Source organism: Helicobacter sp. T3_23-1059 (genome assembly GCF_053654515.1).
In genome coordinates this window covers 1-24,315 of record NZ_JBSIUV010000034.1, presented here as the reverse complement: position 1 = coordinate 24,315, position 24,315 = coordinate 1, and the positions used below count along the sequence as shown (strand labels likewise).

General features: G+C 34.9%; 20 protein-coding genes and 3 pseudogenes. 13 read left to right on the top strand and 10 right to left on the bottom strand.

Annotated elements, in window-relative coordinates; translation table 11 throughout:
• The 7 genes and pseudogenes from ACWIX0_RS09510 to ACWIX0_RS09480 all read left to right on the top strand — a co-directional run.
• On the top strand, positions 1–1,059 hold a 1,059-nt coding region (locus tag ACWIX0_RS09510; protein WP_454173771.1), incomplete at its 5' end, for a hypothetical protein.
• Positions 1,059–2,324, top strand: a complete 1,266-nt coding sequence (locus tag ACWIX0_RS09505; protein ID WP_454173770.1) for a hypothetical protein — start codon at positions 1,059–1,061, stop codon at positions 2,322–2,324. The genes ACWIX0_RS09510 and ACWIX0_RS09505, both read left to right, overlap by 1 nt.
• Before the next feature lie 410 nt (positions 2,325–2,734).
• Entirely contained in the window at positions 2,735–5,323 is a 2,589-nt protein-coding gene (locus ACWIX0_RS09500) for a DUF5675 family protein (protein WP_454173769.1), read from the top strand.
• Positions 5,304–5,828, top strand: a complete 525-nt coding sequence (locus tag ACWIX0_RS09495) for a hypothetical protein (protein WP_454173768.1) — start codon at positions 5,304–5,306, stop codon at positions 5,826–5,828. Before ACWIX0_RS09500 ends, ACWIX0_RS09495 begins: the two co-directional genes overlap by 20 nt.
• Positions 5,825–6,226, top strand: coding sequence for a hypothetical protein (locus ACWIX0_RS09490; RefSeq protein WP_454173767.1), 402 nt, complete (start codon positions 5,825–5,827; stop codon positions 6,224–6,226). The genes ACWIX0_RS09495 and ACWIX0_RS09490 overlap by 4 nt, the downstream gene beginning before the upstream one ends.
• 42 nt (positions 6,227–6,268) lie before the next feature.
• Positions 6,269–7,054 (top strand): hypothetical protein, encoded by a 786-nt coding sequence (locus tag ACWIX0_RS09485; protein WP_454173766.1) that lies wholly within the window; start codon positions 6,269–6,271, stop codon positions 7,052–7,054.
• 253 nt (positions 7,055–7,307) lie between these two features.
• Positions 7,308–8,065, top strand: a pseudogene (locus tag ACWIX0_RS09480) (hypothetical protein); the annotation flags it as partial.
• Positions 8,066–8,166: 101 nt separating this feature from the next.
• Here ACWIX0_RS09480 and ACWIX0_RS09475 read toward each other — a convergent pair.
• The 6 genes from ACWIX0_RS09475 to ribE form a co-directional block, all read right to left on the bottom strand.
• On the bottom strand, positions 8,167–8,514 hold the full coding sequence (locus ACWIX0_RS09475; RefSeq protein WP_454173765.1) for a type II toxin-antitoxin system VapC family toxin: 348 nt from the start codon (positions 8,512–8,514) through the stop codon (positions 8,167–8,169).
• Positions 8,471–8,713, bottom strand: a complete 243-nt coding sequence (locus tag ACWIX0_RS09470) for an antitoxin (protein ID WP_454173764.1) — start codon at positions 8,711–8,713, stop codon at positions 8,471–8,473. Before ACWIX0_RS09470 ends, ACWIX0_RS09475 begins: the two co-directional genes overlap by 44 nt.
• Before the next feature lie 91 nt (positions 8,714–8,804).
• Positions 8,805–9,449, bottom strand: coding sequence for a hypothetical protein (locus ACWIX0_RS09465; protein WP_454173763.1), 645 nt, complete (start codon positions 9,447–9,449; stop codon positions 8,805–8,807).
• Positions 9,450–9,567: 118 nt separating this feature from the next.
• Positions 9,568–10,356, bottom strand: a complete 789-nt coding sequence (locus ACWIX0_RS09460; protein WP_454173762.1) for an NlpC/P60 family protein — start codon at positions 10,354–10,356, stop codon at positions 9,568–9,570.
• A gap of 70 nt (positions 10,357–10,426) precedes the next feature.
• On the bottom strand, positions 10,427–10,741 hold the full coding sequence (locus ACWIX0_RS09455; protein ID WP_454173761.1) for an EscU/YscU/HrcU family type III secretion system export apparatus switch protein: 315 nt from the start codon (positions 10,739–10,741) through the stop codon (positions 10,427–10,429).
• Between the two features lie 36 nt (positions 10,742–10,777).
• Entirely contained in the window at positions 10,778–11,449 is a 672-nt protein-coding gene (gene ribE / locus ACWIX0_RS09450; RefSeq protein WP_454173760.1) for a riboflavin synthase, read from the bottom strand.
• Positions 11,450–11,590: 141 nt separating this feature from the next.
• On the opposite strand from ribE, the gene ACWIX0_RS09445 reads away from it, so the two are divergent.
• The 3 genes from ACWIX0_RS09445 to ACWIX0_RS09435 all read left to right on the top strand — a co-directional run bounded on the left by ACWIX0_RS09445 (position 11,591) and on the right by ACWIX0_RS09435 (position 15,214).
• Positions 11,591–12,403: a TatD family hydrolase gene (locus ACWIX0_RS09445; protein ID WP_454173759.1), complete on the top strand. Its 813-nt coding sequence runs from the start codon at positions 11,591–11,593 to the stop codon at positions 12,401–12,403.
• Positions 12,404–12,483: 80 nt separating this feature from the next.
• On the top strand, positions 12,484–14,037 hold the full coding sequence (locus tag ACWIX0_RS09440) for a transglycosylase SLT domain-containing protein (RefSeq protein WP_454173758.1): 1,554 nt from the start codon (positions 12,484–12,486) through the stop codon (positions 14,035–14,037).
• Between the two features lie 43 nt (positions 14,038–14,080).
• Complete coding sequence (locus ACWIX0_RS09435) at positions 14,081–15,214, top strand: septal ring lytic transglycosylase RlpA family protein (protein ID WP_454173757.1); 1,134 nt, start codon at positions 14,081–14,083, stop codon at positions 15,212–15,214.
• 94 nt (positions 15,215–15,308) lie between these two features.
• On the opposite strand, the gene ACWIX0_RS09430 is transcribed toward ACWIX0_RS09435, so the two are convergent.
• A complete protein-coding gene (locus ACWIX0_RS09430) occupies positions 15,309–16,673 on the bottom strand; it encodes an MATE family efflux transporter (protein WP_454173756.1) in 1,365 nt (454 codons plus the stop codon).
• A gap of 162 nt (positions 16,674–16,835) precedes the next feature.
• Here ACWIX0_RS09430 and ACWIX0_RS09425 point away from each other — a divergent pair, with 162 nt between their 5' ends.
• Entirely contained in the window at positions 16,836–18,383 is a 1,548-nt protein-coding gene (locus tag ACWIX0_RS09425) for a phosphopantothenoylcysteine decarboxylase domain-containing protein (protein WP_454173772.1), read from the top strand.
• A 23-nt stretch (positions 18,384–18,406) separates the two neighbouring features.
• Positions 18,407–19,231 (top strand): hypothetical protein, encoded by an 825-nt coding sequence (locus ACWIX0_RS09420; RefSeq protein ID WP_454173755.1) that lies wholly within the window; start codon positions 18,407–18,409, stop codon positions 19,229–19,231.
• A 68-nt stretch (positions 19,232–19,299) separates the two neighbouring features.
• Here the strand turns inward: ACWIX0_RS09420 and ACWIX0_RS09415 are convergent, their stop codons facing one another.
• A complete protein-coding gene (locus ACWIX0_RS09415) occupies positions 19,300–20,076 on the bottom strand; it encodes an SIR2 family NAD-dependent protein deacylase (RefSeq protein ID WP_454173754.1) in 777 nt (258 codons plus the stop codon).
• 144 nt (positions 20,077–20,220) lie between these two features.
• Entirely contained in the window at positions 20,221–21,747 is a 1,527-nt protein-coding gene (locus tag ACWIX0_RS09410; protein ID WP_454173753.1) for a hypothetical protein, read from the bottom strand.
• A gap of 179 nt (positions 21,748–21,926) precedes the next feature.
• Here ACWIX0_RS09410 and ACWIX0_RS09405 point away from each other — a divergent pair.
• Positions 21,927–23,722, top strand: a pseudogene (locus tag ACWIX0_RS09405) (type IA DNA topoisomerase).
• Between the two features lie 11 nt (positions 23,723–23,733).
• On the opposite strand, the pseudogene ACWIX0_RS09400 reads toward ACWIX0_RS09405, so the two are convergent.
• Positions 23,734–24,315: pseudogene (locus ACWIX0_RS09400) on the bottom strand (IS1595 family transposase); the annotation flags it as partial.

Genomic DNA, 24,315 nt, shown 5'->3' with positions numbered 1-24,315 from the left:
GTTTATGCCTCAAGCATAAATCACTTTGATAACAATACTGCGCATATAAAGTTTAATCTAAACTTTGAAGTAGGCATAGGAAATGATGATGAAGTGAGGGAATCTAGTCGAGGTAATGAAAACACTACACAACATAATCTATACAATCAAGCAATAAATAGCAATGATATAGCAGTTTGGAATCAATTAGAGCATATTTATAGTGTAGATGAAGCAGTGTGGTTTTTAAAAATAGCATACAAACAATTTGAGAGAGATAAACAAGAAAGGTCAAAAATTTTAGGTGGTGATTTTATTTTAAGGGATTTTTACAAAAAATATCCACAAATTGCTTGCAAAATCGCTTATATTTATTATAGATTTGATTTGGGGAATGAGGATTTTATCAACAATATAACAAGTGATAATGAAGTGTATGTGTGGGATAGATATTATTTTATAAATAAAATATCAATAGTATATATATGTGGTTTATGCAATTCTATAAAACCAAATGCAAGAAACTATAAGCAAGAATTTGAAAATATATGTTTATACAGCAAAGTAGATATAGATTGGCAACAGCTTATCACAGACTTTATCAATGATATTTGTAATGAATTAAACATAGAAAAAAAATTTAGACCAAAGATTGATACCAATCCAGGGGATGGCAATTTTGGTGCTTATGATGAGAATACCAATACTATCAGTGTTGATAAGCCAGATAGCACTGATAAAAATGACTTGATTGATTTTATTGATACGATAATACACGAATTTAGACATTTTTATATGTGGTATATTTTTGAGAAAGCGCAAGAACACAAACTTGCAAAAAGTAGCGTAGCAAAATTGATTTATCATAATAACGCTTTTTATATTTCTAAAAACCATAATCAAATCTTTGACGCTTATGATAAAGAATGCGCTATTTTTGATATTTTTGCAGAATCTGTGTGCCAACAAGGGATAAAATATAGTGCAAATAGCGATTCTCCCATATATTATATCCAACCAAGCGAGAGAGATTCTAGGGTGGTAGCTTGGAATTTTAGACAAAAAGCGGGAGTAAAATAATGAAAACAAAAATGGTGCGGAATCCAAAAATCCACAACGACTTCTTGCGCAATCGATCCGATAAAGAAATATATTTGGGAATCAACACAAATATAAATGCTATTGATAATTGGTGTCCAAATGATGAATACCAAATATTAGACCATAAAGTAGGCTTATATCTTGGTAAAATTATTTTTAAGAAAAATAAACAAGGCATTTTAGTTCCAAAATTTATCCCCTCAAACATAGTAAATATCGCTAATGAGGTGGATAAAATCAATCCCTTATGGCTTGATGAGATAAATAAAAAATATGTTCCACCTCAAGCACAATATAGTGCAAATAGGGGTAAATACATTATATACAACGCTAATAATGTAAAAACACTTTGCAAAAATAGCAAAGCAAATATTACTTTAACAAAAGAGCAAATCATCTCATATTTCACACAATTACACCAAGAAAACACAGAATTTATCGCAAACTACATAGAATCTATAAATAAAAATCACGGCATTAAAGCATATCATTTGCATAATAGTCTTTTTGAAAATCTAACACAAAAAGGGGTTTTGCCAGAATCTATGATAAAGCGATATATCGACACTAGCGAGATTATCCGCAATAATATGCTTGATTTAATCACCCTTGATTTTCTAGCTAAAACCAATCAACCAAATCATAAAATCTTATTATATGATGAGTTGTTTTATGCGTATTTAGTGTGGAGTTTGAGAAATTATACAATTCGTTATTATCAAGGATACCTTGCAGAAAAAAACAATATGTTATTTAATATAGCTAGCTATATAGATGATGAGAAAATATCACAATATGAGCAGTCGAAATATTTGTTTTACAAACTAAGAAATTATATTAGTGCTACATATCATAGCGATTTATCCAAAGAGTTAAAAGATGAAATACGCGCTAGCTCTCACAGTGGCTGGGAATATGGCTTTTTTAACTTAGAAGCTCAAAATTATATTCCAACTGATGAAAAGGGGCATTATCATACCAAATGGCGTAATTCACTCTCTTTTACCTCCCCAAACCAACCAATAAGCCAAATCCAAGAATATGAAATATATGATATGAGTGAAAGCCAAATAGAACAAGCAAGCAAAATCACACCCTCCCCACTAGGCAAATACTATTTTGAATTAAGCGATAACAAAAGCGTATATATCGAATTTTTCCCTAGAATCTATCCTAGCATCACAAACCCTCCAAAAGGCTGGAGCAAAGAAATGATGCAAAAACTAGATTTAAAGTTAGAATAATCATAAAACTATTTTGATAAAATAGCTAAATTTTCAATAAGCCTACGATACAAACAAAATAAACCTGCCATATAAACAAAACAACAAAACAAAGAAACAAATTAAATAAGGTTAAATAAAAGCAATTTATCTAACATAACCTAAATAATAAAAATAACCTGTAATGTAAATTTAAATAAGGTATAGATTCAAATAAATCAAATGATTTAGATAATTTCGATAATCTCAATAATTCAAATAGCACAAACGATTCAAGAAGCACAAGCAACACAAACAAATTCAAGCAACTAAAACAACCACAAAAGGATTCAAATAGTTAAAACAACTAATATAACCAAAACAAAAACACACAAACCAAAATCATTCAAGTTATACCCACACATAATAACACCAAACAACAGGCAAGCAATATGGACACACAAGATACATTCCCATTTAAACTCATCATCAAAGATTATGATTTGCTAACTCCCCTAAAAAACAAAGAGATTCAAATCACAAACATAGATTCTAAACAACGCTATGAATCTAAAATCACAACTGCAAATGGCGAAGTTATATTTGAGATTCCACACAATGAGAGAGGAGACTTTTTTAGCGTTACGCTTATAAACGACAATGATTATAATAAAAGTCCATATTATTTGTCAAAAGAGGTAGATTCAAAACAAAGAACAACTAGATGTATCACAAACAAGATTTTAACCCCTAATAATTATAAAAAATGTCCTGCAACACTTTATTTCAACAAAAAACAACAAGAAAACGCCATTATAGGTGTATTGAAAGCCTACAAAACAAACAATGAACCTATAACTATGGATAATTCTTTTGAATCGTTTATAGATGAGTGGCAAGATGAAGTTTGGAGCATTGATGAGAGACAAACGCTACGAATACAAGCTTTTTTGTATGATTTTGATAAAAATAAAAATGGTGGTGAAAAAAAAGAATCTACCGACAAAAACAAAACAACTTATTATCAAAGAAATCTTGCAGAAGATCAAACAATCGCACTGCAAGATTTAGATAAAATTCAGTGGTATTATCAAGTGTTAAATAGCGATATACATACGCGACTAAAAGTTAAACAAGTAGCTAAAAATCTTCAATTTATAAATAAGCAACAAGGGACAAATATTTATTTTAATCTCTCAATGCTTAAACCAAGTGAGAGAAAAAATGCTAAAAGAATCCGTATTTTTGCCTACATAGGCGATGCAGATGAAGTAATGTATGCAAATATTATCAATATCAACACAGACAAAACAACCGACACAAAAGAAAGAGTGGAGCGAATCTATCGTGTTGAGCTAAAAATTATCCAAAATAGTTTTTCTTTATTGTTTGATGGAGAACATTTAGCTTTTTATGAAAATGAAAGATTGTTTTATCATAAAAACAAACATTGCGTATGGAGTGCAAGAAGTGGCAAGGCTACTAGCAACGCACAAATGCAAGATAGATTGCGCATTAAACACATTAACAATGAGTATTTTCACTATGATACGAGATTGCAAAATGCAAAACAAGTCATTAAAGAGGGCAATTTTTTTGTAAAACTAGATAATAATTCCAACGCGACTTCGTTATATATTTATGAAACCAAAGAATGTCATAAAGCAGTTGGCACGATTAACAATGCAAAATTTTCTCTAGAAAATGGCAACATCAATTTGGGCAATAATTTTTTAGATTTTATAGAATTACTTAAAAATCTTAAAATAGATTCAGCAATTCCCTTAAAGATAATGTATAAAAAACGAATCATAATACACATAAAGCGTGTATCACAAACCACACAATCCACAAAAGCAGAATTTAGTATGTGTATAGATGGAAATAAATGGGAGTTTGAGAATAGCAATAAAAATAAAACAAGCAAGGCCTATGTGCTAGAGCGAAGCGGACCTGATTGCATTACGCCTGATTTAGAATTGCGAATCCCAGAGGGCAGATACAGCGTAGCTTGGCATACTTCAAGTGAAAACTATAAAAGTAATGTGCTAAAATTATATAATGATTATTTATCACAAGATAGGGCGATTTTGATTCATAGTGGGAAAAATCCTCCAAATTCAAGGGGCTGTTTATTATTAGAAGAAAAAATTGGAGGAAAGAATCAACTAGAGAGAGGCATTTCTATCATAAAAACATTGCAAAATACTTTTAATGATAAAAATTTTAAACAAACATTTGGAAATATGCCTAACGCAACAAATCATATTATGGTGGTGGTAAAAAATGAGTTTGATAAGGCAGAGCAAGCAAACCAATCACAAGCAACAATATATGCATTAAATAAACAAAAAGGCGAAATCTATCCCATAAAATTTAATTTAAATGATATTGAGATAGGATTATTGGATCTTATTAAGCAAGACAGCACCAATAATATAGCAAGAATACTAAAGTCTTGGAGCGATACAAACCAAATAATAAAGAAAAAAGATTGTAGAAAAATTGCCCTATCCACTATTGATATTATCAATCGCAAAGATATGAGTAAAAATCCATTGATTTATGTAGCTTTAGATAAACTCATCGCTGATTATAAAATTTATAAAGATAATTTTCCGAAAGATTATTATGTAGAATTTGGGAGGTATATGCTAGAAAATGCAAACTTTGAAAACGACTTAATGAAAACTTTTAAAAATCTTAGATATTTTATGTATAGCAAAGAAAATGGTGCAAGTAAAGAGGGTGGTATAGCTATTTTTCATTTGTATGAAAGCTATGTGCCAAAATATGATAATGACGAAAATGGAACAGATAAAGTCTTGCATTTTTTGGAAAGTGCTAGATTAGTTTATTCTACAGGCGAGGCTAGAAGCGTAAAAGATATCGGAATATTAAATGAAATAAAAGATATGTTTTTTGGATATGGTTTTAGTTATGCAGATATAGTAGCCAATCAAAAAGGGATTGATTACGGAATAGAGTTACAACAAAAAGAAAGAAAAGGATATTACGACAATGAATACATTCCTTTATAACTACTCCCAACCAATATTTTACATTGTTTTACCATTATCGATTGTTTTGGCACTACTTATCTTACGCTTTTTTGCATATATCCAAAATATGTATATAGCATTTAAATATGTAAATTATCTATATACGATATGTTTTACTGTTATTTATTTTTTGTGTAGAGATTTATATATTGATATTATTATGGAGGGATATTATTTTAGTTTTGATGAGCCTGAAATTTTTAACTCTGATTATTATCTCACACATAATTTTTATCTTGCAATTATGCTAAAATTTTATTTAGGCTTAATGATAGGCTGTGTGGTATTTAACGCTACACCTTTTAGGGCAAAACTGCTTGTTAATACATTGAGTTTGATTTGGTGTGTGATTCTTAGTTGGCGTTTTGAGACTATAAGTATGTTTTTTTATGAATGGGCTGTGCCTAGTATGTTATTTTTTATAGAATTTGGCATTTGGGCGTTATTGTTTAACTTGAAAAATATAATTAGGAGAATCAAATGATTTTTCGCACATATTTTTTTGATTATGATAATGACGAATCTAGCCACGAAGCATTTGCTAAAAAATATACGCGACAAACTTTTACTCAAAAAGGAATGCTAAAAATCTATTGGAACAACGAGATAAAACATAGCAAAATGCTTCATTTATTTTTTGTGCCAGATAAAAATAGTATGCTTGTGTTAAATGACAAATGGGTTGAATCTATGGTTCAAAATGATGATTTTTATGAATCTAATGATGATATGCCACGAGAAATAAAAGATATGTTTAATCATATCGATTGGCTATATTTGTTTGGAAAAAATATTAACATTCAAATTAGCCCTTATGAATCAGAGCCTAACACAACAATCCCCTATGATATAAATTATGCAACTTTATTATCATTAGGATAAAAATATCACCCGTTTTTTCATAGACATTTAGGTAGCATTATTGTGCCTGTGGAGGTAACTTTTAGCAATTTACAGATTAGCAAATTTTTCAATCCTAGCGGAAGGGAGTTTGCATTAGAATATGATTTTCCTTTATATTTTCCTACTGCAACAATTCTGCATATCAAAGAAATATTAAAAAATAGCGTAGGTGAATTGCCTTATGAAGAGGCTTGGAATGATTTATCCAAACCAACGCTAGATTTTCTTTACACAGAAAGTTTTAGCTCAAATTTAGATTCTCAAATATTGTCCCTTTATTTACAAATTGAAGATGAATTTAGTGACATTGATGATAGAGCAATTAAACTTCTCTACGAGACAATGCTACAATCACACAATGATAATATTTTTGCTTCTTTGCGGAGTTCTCCACAAATAAAAGATGATAATGAAATAGTTAAACTAGCTATCCAAGATTATAATATTGCAGGGTATTCTTTTGATAAAACAAGTGAAAGTTCCGCAATAAGGGCAAATCAAAAATTACAATTACAAAGGTTTTTTCAAAGTAAATATTACAAAAAATATAAAGATAAATTAGGCAAAGTGGTGTTTTTAAATGATTCATTATTTGATTATAATATTTTGGTTTTAGATATATTAAATGACGAATGGTGCAAGGTGGATATTTTAAGAATTAACACTTGCCTTAATAAAGAAACAGAATGTCCAAAATTTGATAATGAATACAACAAAACATATATGAGAAACCCAGAAAAATTACGCATATTTCAAGGCTATATGCAGTGCAAATACTTGAATAAAGGATTAGATTTTGAATCGTAATGCTACTTTTGACCTAACTTATTATAAAATGCCAAAATCCAAAAATTAAAAGGATTCTCTTTTTAAGCTTAAAAATTACACAAATGAGCTTTAAGTTATGATTTACACGATGAAAAACAAGTATATCACCACATAATAAAAAACTTTGCAAGAATTTAAGAGGCTAAGAGAATCAAAAACAAGATAGATTTAAAAAAAGATTCTTAAATATGTTTCTACTTCGCTTACGCTTGTAGCTTTTGCAAGAAGTCTTGATATTGAGGCTGTTAAAATTGCAAAATTAAGCAACATTTCTCGTCAAAGTGTCAATAAAATCATCAATCAAATCCGCATTTTAATCGCCAAAGAATATGAGAAAACTTCTAAAATGCAATGTGAAATTGAAGTTGATGAAAGCAATCTTTTGATATAGATTTTGGGCGCTAAAAGAGTAAGAGGCAAAAGAGACTTAAGGAGCAGGTAAAAAAACACCTGTGTTTTTGCTTTATTTGACTTACAACTGCAAGCAGAAGGTATGCTAAAACGAAATAATTGTGTTTATACCCAAATTGTAAAGCATTGCTTGGCAGATGAGCTTTTGCCTATAATACAGAATTTAAGCAATATGAGTGAGACAGAATTTTATAGTGCAAAATTGTATGATGATTGGAGGGCTTATGATGGGCTAGTGGATTTTTTGCTTCGATTACGCTTACAACTGCAAGCAGTGGTGCAAAAGCACATTATCGAGTCAAACATAGCAAAAATGAGTTTGCGTTAGGTAAAAATCATATAAATGGCATTGAAAATGTTTTTGCTTCATTTTACTTGCAACTACAAGCAAAAGTGGCTATGCAGAGCATAGACTTACTAAATTAAATGAATCAAAAAAGAGAATTTTTTGCTTCATTTAAAAGAAACAGAATTTAGATATAAGGCTAGCAGTAGCATTGAAATGTCAAAATACAAAAGCAAGATTTGTATAAAATCTTGCTAAAAATGATAAGAAATCAACCGCTTAAGTTGGGTTGAGCCAAAAATTTTTACATAAAATCACAGCGTCCAATTTTGGACTTTAAGTCCTACAATTCGCGTAAATTCGCGCTCATTATTCGTTACTAAAATTAGCTCATTTACCAAAGCCACCGCAAAAATTGGCATGTCCATATTGCCGATAGTTGCCCACTGCTATCCAAATTTGCCAGAATCTTCGCATAGATTCGCGCCTCTTTTAACCCAAAGTCATAAATCACAAGCAAATCCAACATTTGATTTAACGCTTTTACGTTGTGTGCCTTAAATTTAGACTTCTCCACGCCAAAAAATAGCTCACTTGCGACAATAGAACAAGTCGCCAAGTCGCTAACCTCCATCGTGGCGATTTTTTCAAAGACTTTTGGCGGATTGTGGTTTATCAAATAAGTTAAGATATTTGTATCAAGTAAATATTTTGCCAAAGTCCCTACCTTGTGGTTTGTCATCGTTTGTAATCTCTATTTTGCCCCGAAACTGAGCCACCGCTTCAAAAAATCCACTCCACGAATCGCCGTTATTTGTGGGTTTTAGCAAGATATTTTCGCCTAATTTTTGCACTTCAAATGCACGGATATTTGCCAAATCCACGCCCTTTGGAATGCGAATCGCCATAGAATTGCCAATTTTGAAAACCTTTGCTAGCATTTTCGCACCTTTTTATATGTATTTTTGATAGAAGTATATACAAAATTTGATTTAATGAATCTTAAAAAGGCATTTATAAAAATGTAAAATTTTAAGTGCTAAAATGCACAAAACTCCACGCCCATAGCACACAAATCGCTACAAAAATAAGTGTGCATATAAGTTTTTTGCGTTTAAAAAGTGTGTAAAGTCCTGCCAAACTTAATGCCACAAAAAGCCCTGATAGCGTGCGCCAGAGATAGATTTCATCATCATCGACATAAGTGCCTTTGTCGCGTGGTGCTTCGCTAAAAAATGACAAAATATTAAGCACCGCGATGCCGATAAAAAAGCACACATAAGGATAAAAAAGCCAAAAATTTGGGAATTTTTTATGCAAAATAAGACTTGCCAAACCCACGATACAAAGCATTATCGCAAATGTAAGGGCAAAAAAGTCCCTTAAATCTAGCCCTTTAAGCGGAATTGCTAAAAATGTCTCAAACAGCGCGTAGTCAAAAATGCAAAGCCAAAAGACCCAAAAAATGCCAAGTAAGATTTTTGCGCTTCGCCCTTGCGTATAAAGCGTCCAAGCCCCAGCGACAACGAAAAATAGCAAAAAAATTAAAGCCAAAATCTCCATAGTTCCGCTTCCCATAAAAAAGAAAATTTTTATAACGACAAAGCCAAGCTCGTGCGCCACATATCCCAAAAAATTAACGATTTTCGCCCATAATGCTATATTTGCCTCATACATTTTACTTTCTCATCTTTTAAATAGGATTATGACAGGTTTTGGATTTGCATTTTTGCAAAGAAATAACCATTGATTTTGCTTTGACAAAACCAAATGAAAATCTATGCGCTATAAAATATTATGGAATCTCATAGCGCACGACTTTTCTAAGCCTATCTTTCCAATATTTATTTGAAATATTCACAATCTTTGCCCCGCCTTTTGTAGATAGATGCATAAAATCGCCATTTTGTAGATAAATCCCCACATGATAGCCGTGCGCTCCCCTACCAGTGCGAAAAAACAGCAAATCTGCAGGGCGTAATTTTTTGCTACCTATGTGTCTGCCAGCGATTTTTTCGCCCTGCGCCATTTGGTTTAGCGTGATTCTAGGAAGTTGCAGAGAAAAACTCTCATCAAAAACCACCATCACAAACCCGCTACAATCCGCACCCTCACGCTTTATCCCACCTGAGCGATATGGCGTGCTAGCCCAAGATTCTTGCTGTTTATACAGCTCGCTAAGGATAAAATCCTCTTTAGATTGAATGCTTTGCGCAAAATCTTTTGTATTATCCAAATCCACCAACCCAGATTCTGCCAATACGCCCGCTCCTAGCGTGGTTTGTGTGCCTTGCGTGGCTACATTTGTGGAGTTTGTAGAATCCTTTTGCTCATTATTTTGGCTAGATTTTGTAATTGATTTTGTGGCTGTTTTTGTAGAAGTGGCTGTTTTTGTGTGGCTAGAAGTTATGGCTAGATTTTGCCTTGTTTGCTCATATCCGCTTAGCCTAGCAGATTTGTTAAAATCCAAAAACGCGCAACCGCTAAAAAAACTAGCATTTAGCACAAAAATAAAACCTGCCACAAATGCGCTAAATGCGTTTTTCATACCAATAAAAAAAGAAATCAAAACATTTTTTTTCACTTATTTTATGCCTTTTTTGTTTATTTTACATACGCAGTGTTGCTTGTGCGGTGTTGCTTGTAATTTTGGGCTATTGATTTTGGCTAATTTGGGCTTTTTGCTCGATATTATGTAGCCATATAAATGCCTCCACAACCGCGCTATATAGCTCCACAGGGATATTTTCATCAACCTCTACTTCCAAAAGCATATTGACTAGCTCCTCATTTGCAAAAAGCGGAATCTCAAACTCCTTTGCCTTTTGGATAATCTTTTTTGCCACCTCGCCTTTACCGCTTGCTAGGACTTTTGGTGCTATGTCTTGTTTTTCATTATATGCAAGTGCGGCGGCTTTTGTGTTTGATAGATTTTGGCTATGTTGATAGTTGCGAAATTTTTTTTGCATTTTGTGCCTTGTAGATTTTGTGTTAGGTTTTGTGCTTTAATACCTTAGCGCGATAGAATCTAGCTCGCTCCAAGTCGCGCTATTTTGCGCATTGCTTTGGATTTTGTTGTGTAAAATATGCACGATAGAGCGGACAAGCATATCAGTTTCGATATTGACTCGCCTGCCGACTTTATAAGTGCAAAAAAGCGTGTTTTGCAAAGTATGCGGGATAATGCTTAGGCAAAAAATCGCTTCTTGTTTGGCATTTTGTGCGTGGTGTTGATTTGGGCGTAAATCCGCTCCCACACTTGCAATCGTAAGGCTTACGCCATCTATGCAGACTGAGCCTTGCGGGATAATCATTTCTATTTTTTCATAAGGCAGAGCGATTTCAAACATAGTCGCATTTGCCTTTGGGACAATGCTTTTTATCACGCCAATGCAATCAATATGCCCCTGCACAAAATGCCCATCAAGCCTAGAATCCGCCCTCAACGCAGGCTCGATATGCACGGTATTTTTGTAATTTTCAAGCGCGACTAGATTTTGGGAATGCTTAGAAATCTCTAGAGAAAATCCATCGCTATGTAGCCCTATCACGGTTAGGCACATTCCATTTACCGCGATAGAATCTCCGATTTGGGCTTTGTGGGTGCATTTCACACGCAAAATATCATTTTTAAAACTCTTAATCTCCCCTATTTCGCGCACAAGTCCGCTAAACATCTAAAATCCTTATAAACTTAAAATAAACATATTTTCATAGATTTTGCTATGATTTTGAAGTTTTTTGCTAGTGAAATTTTTGCTAGAATTTTAACAAAATTTAGAGATTTTTACTTATTTTAGAATGATTAAAGGATAAAAATGCACTTTATTGATACACATTGTCATTTAGATGATACGCGATATGATAGCGATTTGGACTTGGTGATAAGCAATGCTTACGCGCTTGGCGTGCGAGAAATCCTAATCCCCGCTGCAAGCCCGCACACTTTGTCAAAAGCAAAGCACATTAGTGATAAATATGAGGGGGTATATTTTGCGTACGGATTGCACCCTTGCGATATTGACAAAGAAGCGGATTTTAGGGAAAGTCTTAGCCGTTTTATCGATGAGTCAAAATGCAAGGCTATCGGGGAATGTGGGCTAGATTATTATTATCTGCCAAAAATAGCGCAGGAGGACTCACAAAATGAAGCAGACAAAAAAATGGAGCAAATAAAAGCGATAAAACTTGCGCAAAAAGCCCTTTTTATCGAGCAAATAGAGCTAGCGATTGAAAAAGATTTGCCACTTATTGTTCATATCCGTGAAGCAAGCAATGATGCTTATAAGATTTTGTCCTCATACAAGCAAGCGCGGGGGGTTTTGCACTGCTACAATGCTGATAGAATCCTGCTAGGATTAAGTGAAAGATTTTATTATGGAATCGGTGGGGTTGCGACTTTTAAAAACGCTAGAAGATTGCTTGAAGTCCTGCCTCTTATACCGCAAAATCGATTGCTACTAGAAACAGATGCGCCATATCTCACCCCTCACCCTTATCGTGGTGAGCGCAACAGCCCTGAATACATACCGCTTATTTGTGCGCGTATGGGGGAGATTCTAGGGATTGAAGCAGAGAAAATAGCGAGCCTAACGACACAAAATGCGCAAAATTTATTTAATTTTTACTAAAAAATAGCAAAAATCAACTATAATGCTAGATTTGTTTTTGGGCATCACATTAAAGGCTAGTAGCCTAGAGGAGAATATCGGTGAAAATATCAAATTTTTTACTAAAAGGGATTTTTGTAAGTGTAGGTGCATTGAGTCTAAGTGCTATAAACGCGCTAAATGCAAGCAATGCTGTTGATGTGTTTTCTAGCAATGCTTTGCGGAGTGGCGTGCTAGATTCTAGCCAAAATTTGTTATTGGATTCTAACGATTCTGGCGAGCAACCAAGCTATATAAATTTCGGCATAGACCCAAACAGCAATAACGGCGAAAATCCTGCGATAGATTCTCTGCAAAATAATCTATCAAATAACCTAGACACCGCGATAAATAACCAAAATCTAAAAAACCAAGATTCTCAACAAAACTTGCAAAATATAGAATCTACCTCGCTAGATTCTACCACAAACACCCAAAACAGCGCGCAATCCAACATAGCACCCACAGAAAACCAAAATCCTCTTACCACTACAAATGCGACAAATCCCCAAAATACCCTACCATTTATACAACCCACAACAAACACCACGCCAAGCGAGAGATTTTTAAGCACCACAAATGGTGGCTTTAGCCCCGATAATAAAAGCATTTCTACGCTTAATTCTTTTGGGGTTAGCGAGGAATTTTTAGCAAGCCTAAAAACAAATACGATTTTGCATTCACAAAGCGATGATAAACGATGGGCGAGATTTGTCCAGCAGTTTGACTCAAGCTATGAGTTTATACCTATTATCCGCTCAATGATTGCTAAAGGTGGAATCCCACAAGAGTTTTTGTTTCTAGCGATGGCAGAATCTGGCTTTTCTTCCAAAGCATACAGTCGCAAAAAAGCAAGTGGCATTTGGCAGTTTATGAGCTTTACAGCGCGAGATATGGGACTTATCATCAATGATTATGTAGATGAGAGGCGCGACCCGATAAAAAGCACAAAAGCTGCAATCCGCTACCTACAATACCTATATCAAGCCACAGGCGAATGGTATCTAGCTGCAATGGCTTATAACTGCGGGCTAGGACGGCTAAACAAAGCCATCGCAAAAGCTGGCACAAAGGACTTAAATGTCTTGCTTGATGAAAAAGCAAAATACCTGCCCGCCGAGACGCGAAACTATATTCGCACGATTTTAAGTATGTCGCTTGCTTTTGGCAACTTACAAAAAATGCGTGATTCTGATAGAGAATATCTGCTAAATCGCGGTGCTATGGATACGCTAGCCGAAGTGCAAGTCAAAGGCGGTACAATGCTAGAATCTATCGCAGCAGGTGCGGGAATGGACATAGAAGACATCAAAAAATATAACCGACACATTATTTATCATTTCTTACCACCAAATCAACAAGAATACTCCATATACCTGCCCTATGATAAACTCGCGTTTTTTAAGCAAAATTTTGACCAAGACAATGCAAAAATCGCGCAATTTATGTTTCACAGAGTCAAAAAAGGCGAAAATCTAGCAAGTATCGCAAAACGATATGGCATTACCGTAGCCACTCTAAAATCCACCAACAATCTAAGCGAAAAACCTAGAATCACAGCAAATCAAAGACTTCTTGTCCCTCTTGCTTCTAGTGATAAAATCGCGCAAAAATAGTGGCGATACACCATAAAAACATATAAAATAACACAAAGAATCTATGCTTTTTCCTCCCACGCAAATACATAGTAAAAAAAACAGCATAGATTCTGCAAACGCATCTAAACACCCCAAAACCTCCACTTCTAACGCTAAAAAAACCTCCCACCACTCACACCAAAATCTAATCACGCTATTTATATCAGCGATATTTGCTAGCACATTATTTTTTACAGGTTGCGCAAATGAAAGCGTATATCGTGGCGGGCTTGGTGCTTTTAAAGACTATGAAGCATTGGCAAGCTATCGCTCTGTGGGTAAATCAGGGCATTTTGCGCATCAAGTATTTGAAAATGAACGACTTGAAAAAGCCTTTGGCAGAGATTTTTCTAATCGAGCAAAAAACACGAGTTTTGGCAAACTTTTTGAGCAAAATTTCAATGCAAGCAACGCGCCTATTGATTCTTTTAGTGGGGCTGGCGCATCGCTAATGTATGGTATGAGAGAATCAGATGCCATACAGCGTGCCACGATGAGACCCTACCAAATCGCTGGCAAATGGTATTACCCCACAAAAGTCAAAATAAGCGAAACTTTTGATGGCATAGCAAGCTGGTATGGACCAAATTTTCACGCAAAAAAAACTTCAAATGGCGAAACTTACAATATGCACGCCCACACCGCCGCTAGCAAGACGCTCCCTATGAATACGATTGTAAAAGTGCTAAATAAAGAAAATGGCAAAACAACCATAGTGCGCATAAATGACAGAGGACCATTTGTAGAAGGACGCATAATCGACCTCTCAAATGTCGCCGCAAAAGACATCGATATGATAAAACACGGCACAGCAAAAGTGCGTCTAGAAGTGATAGGATTTGGTGGCAAAGTAGATAAAAACTACCAAAACTCTCTCAATATCGCAAATGAAGCGATACAAGATGAATTTGAAGTGGGCGAGACAAAACAAGCCGTTGCAGGTGGGGTTTTTTCACTCCAAGTAGGCGTATTTAGGCAAAAAGCGGGAGCAGAATCCACCAAGCAAAAATTTGAAGAAATTACGCAAGATTATAATGTTTTCATAAAAGAGGATAATGATTTGTATCGCGTGTTTGTGCAGGGCTTTAGTAGCGAAGCGGAGGCACAAGATTTTGCCAAAACAAATAGCCTTGCACCTATCATCGTGCGCGAATAAACACCGCCACATAAATAAAATCAACAATCAACACCCCAAAAAATACCCAAAATCCACAATCTAGCCAAAATCAAAAACAATACAAAACCAAAACCTAAAACAACTCTTTCCCCGCCCGTTTCCAGCTACCTCTAGCATACACCACATAAAAAAGCCCAGCCCTTATATATGTCTCTACAAAAATCAGCACAAACACCCACCATATCCCAAGCCCGCATTCTATCCCTATCCACATAGGAGCTATGCGAAAAAGCCAAATGCTTGTCGCATTTATCACAAGGCTTCGTTTTGTTATCCCAGCTCCGCGCAAAACTCCATCAAGCACAAACACCCAAATAAGCGGGATTTGACTAAGTCCCACTGCCCACAAATACCATTTTGCCACTTCGATGACCGCGCTATCATCATAAAAAATTTTGCTTAAAGGTAGCGCAAATACCGCCATAAAAACGCCCAAAATCCCCATCACAACGCTAGAGATTTGCAAAATCGTTTTATTCAAATCCTCTGCCAACCACACGCGATTTGCTCCTAGATTTTGCCCTGTGAGCGACATAGCCGCCACCATAAAGCCAAATCCGGGCATAAACGCAAAAGATTCTATGCGCGAGCCAATCTGTGAGCCAGCTACGGCAATATCCCCAAAACTAGCGATAAAGCGCGTAGTAAGCACAAGCGAGCCAAGTGTCAAAAACCGCTCTATGCCTGTGGGAATCCCAATCTTTAGCGCGATATAAAAATATTTCCAAACGATTCCAAATCGTTGCGTAAAAAATTTGCCTTTTTTGCAGGCAAGCAAGACTGATAAAAATAGCTCCAAATACCCTGTAAGCACGCTTGCAAGTGCTGCGCCTATGATTCCTAGCCCTGCGCCTAGTTGATAAACTTCGCCAAAAATCTCTACACGCACTTCAAATATCAAAAAATAGTTGCTTACCACGCAAAAAATCGTGCTAAAAATGCGTATGATAAACACGCTAAGCGTATTTCCCATAGCAGCAAACGCGGCAGTTATGAGATTTTTTAGAAGCATTGCAGGGATAGTAAAAATCGCAATATTTAAAAATTGTTTGGTAAGTGTGCTAGATTTTTCACTCAAATCAAACCACGCTATAAACCAATCCGCGCTCACAAATGCCACGCACACAAGTGGAATCCCACAAATCGCACAACACAAAAAAAGTGTAAAAAAAACCATAGACGCGCTTTGCGAATCCCTAGCCCCAAAAAACCTAGAAATCTGGGCATTTGTGCCAATGTAAAAAACTGCATTGATTGCAAAAAACATCATCATAAACTGCATAGCAATCGAAACTGCCACAATGTGTTCTTGCCCAAAATGCCCCATAAACACCATTCCTAACGCCATTATGATAATGTCTAGCAAGGAACTTGCCCCTGATGGCAATGCGATACGCGTGATTTTGCGCAGTTTTTGGCGATATGTCATTTTTATCATCTAGCCAATGCCTTTTTGTAAAATAAAATGGAATCGTAATTGCAAATAAAATCATACTCTATTAAGAATAAAGAATGCTAAAATTCTCTCACAAAACCCAATATTACAAAAACTAATGGAGAAAAAATGCTATCTAAATCAAGCGATAAAATGCCCGATAAAATGTCAAAAGAAAATCCCGATACGCACCCGCTATATAAAGTGAATATTTTGCTTTGTGTGAGTGGCTCTATCGCAGCTTTTAAGGCATTAGAGCTACTAAGCGGGCTAAAAAAACTAGGGGCAAATATCGCTGTTGTGATGAGTAAAGGGGCAAAAAGATTTATCTCCCCCCTTAGTTTTGAAGCCCTAAGCCATAATGAAGTCTTGCATAAAGACACAGAGAGTTGGGTAGATTTGGCAAAAAATAATATAGATTTTAGCGACATAAATCCTAGCGATACAAAATCTAGCGTTTTTGATTTTAATAAACCAAAATCTATAAACCACATACAATACGCAAAATGGGCAGACATTGTCATAATCGCCCCTGCAACAGCAAATACTATCTCAAAAATCGCCTATGGAATCGCAGATAACCTAATCACTCAAACCCTACTAGCGATAAATAAAAATGAGACAAAAATCCTGCTTGCACCTGCTATGAATACCCAAATGTTTGACTCCCATCAAGTGCAAAACGCGCTTAAAATCTTGCAAGATTTTGGCGTTGAAATAATCCCACCAAAAAAAGCCCTACTAGCGTGCAATACCTATGGAGTGGGGGCTTTAGCAGAAGTAGAAGAGATGATTTTTCGCACACTTAGAGCGAGTTTTGAAATAGCGAGTTTTGAAGCGCGATTTTGCAACGATATTTCACAAAGTGGCTTTGGGCAAAAAAATCATTTGTGGCAAAACAATAATTTTTGGCAAGAATGTAATTTTTGGAAAAGCAGAGAAGTCATCATCACAGGCGGTGGTGCAAGCGCGCAGATTGACTCCGTGCGCGCTATAAGCAACTATTCAAGTGGCAAGCAAGCAATCGCACTTGCAAAAGCAGCCTACACGCTAGGTGCAAAAGTAACGCTAATATCCTCTAAAATCGATGGCTTTTTGCCACAAGAGATACAATGCCTAAGCGCAAATAACAATGACGACTACAAAAGCGCGATAGATTCTTGCCTACAAACCATAGATTCTAGCAACGCAAAATCTAGCGACCAAAAATCGCCAAAAAATAAAACACTAAAAAGCAAAAAACCCGTGCTATTTATGGCAGCGGCATTGTGTGATTACGCACCAAAATCCCCCAAAAACTATAAAATCAAAAAATCAACCCTACCAAACCTAACACTAGATTTATGCGCCACGCAAGATATTTTAGCAAGCATTGATAGCAACAAAATCTACAAAATAGGATTTAAGGCTGAAAGTATTGATAAAAAAAACACTTTGCAAGATGCAATCACAAACGCTAAAAAAATGCTACTACCTAGCAAAAAAGGTGGCAAAGAATGCGCGTGCGTATGTCTAAATGTCCTAGAAAATGACGCAAAAAATGGCAAAGATTTTAGCCCTTTTGGAGCGGATTTTAATAGCTTTTATTTGCTAGATTCTAGGGCATTGGCTAGCAAACAAGACATAGAATTTTTAGGCAAAAAATCTAAGCTTGCCATATCATATCAGATCCTTAGTTTTGTCCGCGCTAGCATAAAATCTACCAAATCCTAAAAAAGCAAGGCAAAATCCAAACAATGAATCTAAACCCCCTCCAAACCCTTAGCAATCTTGCAAAGCTAGATTCTGCCTTAAATGCGGGCAATTCTAGCAATCCAAAACATTTTAACGCCTCCTTGCCCGTGCTTTTAAAAGTGCTAGCACAGAGCAAAAATGGCGAATATTTATTGCAACTTGGCAGAAGTCAAATCGCCACAAATTCCGCCATAAAGCTAGAGATTGGCAAAAGCTATTGGGCAAATATGCAAAAAAATGAGGCAAATCAAATAATCCTAAGCAATCTCATAAAAAACCCAAAAATAATGGAAAATCTACAAAATTCGCCACTAAAATTTAGTCTTAGCGATTTAGCAGAGTTGCAAAAAAATCCAAAAGATTTTATAAATGAGCTAAAAGAATTTTTGCTAAAAGAACTTGCATTGTGTGAAAATAAAAAAGATTTTAGCGAGCTATCAAAATCGCTACTTTGCCTATCTCAAGGGGTGCTTAGCCTTGTGATAAGCGATGAAAACAAAGAGCATTTACTCCAAATGACTACCAAAAAATCGCGCAAACAAGAAGTGCATTTTTATGGCATTTTCCCCTCACTTGGTCCTATAAAAGGCATTTTTAGCGTTTTAAGCAATTTTAGCCAAATGCCAAAATCTAAAAAAATAAATTCTAAAGATTCTAGCGATTCTAATTTATTAGCGCAATTTTGGGTGATGAGCGAAAAAATCGCCACTCTGCTAAAAAAACACAAAAGCGATTTGGGGATTATTTGTGATTTTTGCGTCTATGTCGATAGCGAAGTAGCACCACTTTTTGAGCTAGAAAACCATTTGCTAGACATAAAGACTTAGCACCTAAAAAACACGCTAAAAATCATAAAATCCGTAACTACCCCCCACCACACTTACAAAATCTAAAATCAACTTTTATCAAAAAACGCGCTTATTTCTTGCCTAATTTGTGGAATCGCCTTGATTGCTTTTTGATAAATCACGCTATCAAAAATCCCCTCATCAATGTGTGGCGATGGGGCTAGATTATTTAGGATTTTATAGCCTATGTTTTCATTGCTTCTTAAAATATAGCTGATAGGAATCACGCTACCACTTGTCCCCACCACTAGCACCAAATCCCCCCTATCAAGCGAGCTAAATTCTGCATACATTGCTTCATACAATGGCGCGCTTTCATAAAAAAACACGATTTTTGGTTTTAGCTTTTTGTTAGCACATTTAGGACACACGCTAGATAAATCAAACTCATCATAGCCGATTTCTACGATATGTCCGCATTTAGGACAGATGATTTTGGTTAGCTCCCCGTGCAAGTGAATGACATTTTTTGCGCCCGCCCTCTCTAGCAAATCATCGACATTTTGCGTTAGATACACCACCTCTATATCTTGTGTGCTAGATTTTCTAGCACTTCTAAAATCTTTGTTTGCTAAATCTTGCGCCAAAAATGTTGGCAAGCTAGCCAAAAATTCGTGCATAGCATTTGGGCTAACGCTTCTTAGCTCCGCTCTACGCAGGTTATAAAACCTATGCACCAGCTCGTAATTTTTCTCCCAATTTTGAAAATTACAAACTTCCATCGGATCATAGTTTGCCCACAGCCCATCACTATCGCGAAAAGTCGCTATCCCAGAATCCGCACTTAGCCCAGCCCCGCTAAAAACGATAAGTTTTCTACTCATTTTTTTCTAGCTTTTTCTCGCATTTTTGCTCGCCATATCTTTGCTTGCCACATTGTTGCGCACGCATTTTTTATATTACACATTTTTCTATATCGCGCATTTGTTTTGCTAGATTTTAGTATGGATTTTAGCGATATGTTTATTTTATTTATCGATGACTTGCCACTGCATATCAAACACATTTTTCCATATCAAAGACTCAATCTCTTCTCTATCATCGACTTTTAACCATTTGCCAATATCGATAGTTTGCCCCTGCCTATGTTTGATAGAAAATCCTATCATCGTATTTTTGTTGTTTTGCGTGATGGCGTTTGTTACTTTATCCGCAAGATTTAGTAAAAACTCTTTAAACATTTTCTCTTCTTTGGTTGTGCCAAGTGAAAATAGCGAGATATTATTATGCAAGGCTTCATTTGCTTGCTTTACTTGGTTGATAAACTCTTGTTGGGTTAGTTTTTTGCCATCTCTTTGGTATTCATCTGCAACCACTTCATAGATGATATTGCGCACACTTTTAGAATCTAGCAAGATTTTTAGCTCTTTTATTTGGATTTTTACACTTGACATAAAATCCAAATTCTCCATAAAGCCATTGCATTGCGCTTGAATATTTTTTGGCAAATCCGTGATTTTTGCCTCAAAAATAGATTTTTTAGTGCCTATTTCGCGCAATGCTTCTTTGCATTTTTCATCTTTTTCATCATCGTTTGAATCCAAACTAAAATCATTTACTATCCATAGTATTTCTGCTAGGGACTTTTGCTTAAAGTAGGGGCTAGAGACAACATAAGTCATATCAACTATCCATTTTAAGCCATCATTTGTGTTTAAGACCCCATTACCACGAACCTCAAAATCCTCATTTGTAATCTTTTGATATGAGTTGCTAGTAAAATTTTTGGGGAAAAATCTTTGCAACTTGCTTAATTTTGTTGTCAAATCTTTTGTGTAGATGATTTTGGCTTTTGCGCTGTCTTTTAGCTCGTTTTGATTTAGGATTGACACGCGTGTTTGCATATCGCTAATCGCAAAAAAATCTTTCATTTCACTTAGCCCAAATCGTGAAAAAGGATCTATTAGCGGATATTTGCAGGTAAAACTTGATTTATAGCTTGTGTCTTTTGTGCCTTGTTTTGCGGGGGTGCTTGTTTTTGAGGCATTGCTTGGTTTTGTGGGGCTACTTGCGTGATTTTTGCACTCGCCTTTTATGCCAACTTCAATCGCATATTCCTCATAATATTTTTTGATACTATCTGCAAAATCAATTACTAGATTTTGCTTGTTAGTTGTTGTTTTAGATTCTAGGTTTTGGGATTCTTGCGAGGTTTTAGATTCTTGCAAATCTTTGGATTCTTGTGCCTCTTTTGCTTCTTGTGGCATTTTTGCCTCTAGCGTGGCTACGCTAAAAAAGCACAAAAATATCCCAAAAATTCCAACAATCTTAAATCTTGCCCCAACTAGATTTTGCACCGCTACGCTAGATAGATTCTGCCCTACCCTAATTACTTTTTGCGTTGCTTTTTGTGATACTTTTTGAGCTAATTGTTGCACCGCTACGCTAGAAAGTTTTTGTGTTTTTTTAGCTAGTTTTTGCATTGTTGCGCTAGATAGATTCTGCGTTACTATGTTTGCTCTTGTGCCTGCTTTGATTTGCTCTGCCTGCGTCATTTTGACTCCTTTTTTTATGTTATTTTATATTTGCAAATTGTGCCATTTTCATACTGCAAAACTTGCCTACGCTTCACTTAAAAACGCAAAATCTTAGCACAAATTTTTTACCAAATCGTTTTTTTTTTTTTGCCAAAATCCGCTATTTTTCACATTTTTGCTAGATTTTAACTCTATTTTTGCATTTTTATTTTTTGCATTTTCTTTCACATTTCCACGAAATTACCGAAAGCGGAATCAAAAAAGGATTAAAAGAGGCAAAATTATTTAGCAATACAAATTTTAACTACTATCAAGCATTTTTAGGCAGGAGAATTTGTGATAATTTGGTAGGTTTTATTCTAAGTCCTTTACTAACAAAAGCCATAAGCTACAATAAGCCATTAAGCGCAGGAAGAGTGCAAACACCAGCATTATCACTTATCACAAATAGAGAAGAAGAAATCGCTAAATTTCATTCTTTGAGTGATGATGAGAAAAAAGAATATGCTTTGCAAGCCTCAAGTAATATTGAGGACAAAAAAATCTTTTTTAAGCATATTAAAATAACGCAAGATGAAAACGATAAGCAAAAAGATAAAGAAATAAAATTTGCAACAAAGCAAGAAGCACAAGCAATTTTAGATGAAATTATCTCACTTAAACAAGGACTTATTTCAAAAATCGATAAATCTAGCACAAAAACTAACCCACCAAAGCCCTTTACTACAAGCAAATTGTTAAAAGTAGCTAGCAAAAGATTAGGATTGCCTACTGATAAAATCCAAAAACTAGCACAAAATTTATTTGAAAAAGGCTTAATCACTTATATCCGCACCGATAGTGAATCTTTGAGTAAAGAATTTTTAGAAGAGGCTAAGGCTTTTTATGCAAATATTTATCCAAACACTTATCAATATACTGAATATAGCGCAGGTAAAAATTCCCAAGCGGAAGCGCACGAGGCAATAAGAATCACACATTGCCACAAATACGAGGATTTAAATAATATTTGCGCTAAAGAGGGGATAGATAGCGATGGGATAAAACTATATGATTTAATTTTTCAAAATACCATTTTAAGCCAAAGTAAGCCCGCAACTTATGAAAAAACAAGCGTGTTTTTGAAAATAAAAATGACGGATTTTAAAGTAAGTTTCAAAAAATCATTGACAAAGGTTTTTTAGGCGTGTTTGAATATTCTAATAAAACAGAATCTAAAGATTCTAGCCAAGAAGACGAGCAAGAAATATCCTTATTTCCTTATAAAGAGGGGGATTTAATTGGCATTGATGAAATTTGTATAAAACAAATTGACAAAAATCCACCAAGACGCTATTTAGAATCAGATTTTATAGAAGTGCTAGAAAAAACAGGCATAGGACGACCTAGCACATACGCATCTTTTTTGCCAATCTTACTAAAGAGAGAATATATAGAAATATCAAAAGACAAAAAGCGTGAGATTATTCCTACCACATTAGGAATATCCGTTATCACGCATTTTAAAAACGATAAAAATGCGTGGATTTTAGACTTGAATTTTACAAAAGAAATGGAGAACACCTTAGATGAAATTAGCGAGGGCAATAAAAAATATATCGATTTTATGAAAGAAGTGCATTCTAAAATGGATTTTATGCCATACAAACAAGAAAGAAGCAGCGAGAAAAAACAATTTCCAGCAAGCCAAAAGCAAATTGATTTTTGCAAAAATATCGCAGAAAAGCTAAATATTCCTTTACCACAAGGTTTTGAAAGCGATTATAAAATCGCTAGTGAATTTATCAATCAAAATGCAAAAAAAATACCTAAAAATAATGGTAACGGAGGCAACACAGGTAAAACATTTCCACCTAGCGAAAAACAACTAAATTTTGCAAAAAACATAGCAAATACACTAAAAATAGATTTGCCTAATGGTATTGATACGGACTATAAAATCACTAATGCTTTTATCAATGAAAATTTACCTAAAATGCCTAAAAAGACATAATTTATTTTGGCTCAAGACAACTTAAGCGGTTGATTTCTTATCATTTTCAGCAAGATTTTATACAAATCTTGTCCTTTGATTTTTGTATTATATCTAAATTCTATTTCTTTCAAATGAAGTAAGAAACCATCTTTTTTGATTTCTTTAAATTTGCTTAATCTATGTTTTACATAACCACTTTTGCTTGTAGTTGCAAGTGAAATGAAGCAAAAACATTCTCAATGCCATTTATGTGGTTTTTGCCTTTTGCAAACTCATTTTTTGAGTGTTTGACTCGATAATGTGCTTTAGCTCCATAATCCACCAAACCATCATAAGCCCCCCAACAATCGCTATAAATTATAGATTATCCTAAATCACTACAATCGCGCAATATAGACAATAATTCGCTAGCAGAGCAACCTTTGACGATTTGAGTATAAACACAATTATTTCGCTTTAACATACTTTCTGCTTGCAGTTGTGAGTGAAACGAAGCAAAAAAAACAGAAGTTTTTTGCCAGCTCATCGCTCTCTTTTTCCTCTCACTCTTCTAGCACCGAAATATAACTTTCATCAATCTCTATTTCGCCATTTAATTTAGATATTTTCTC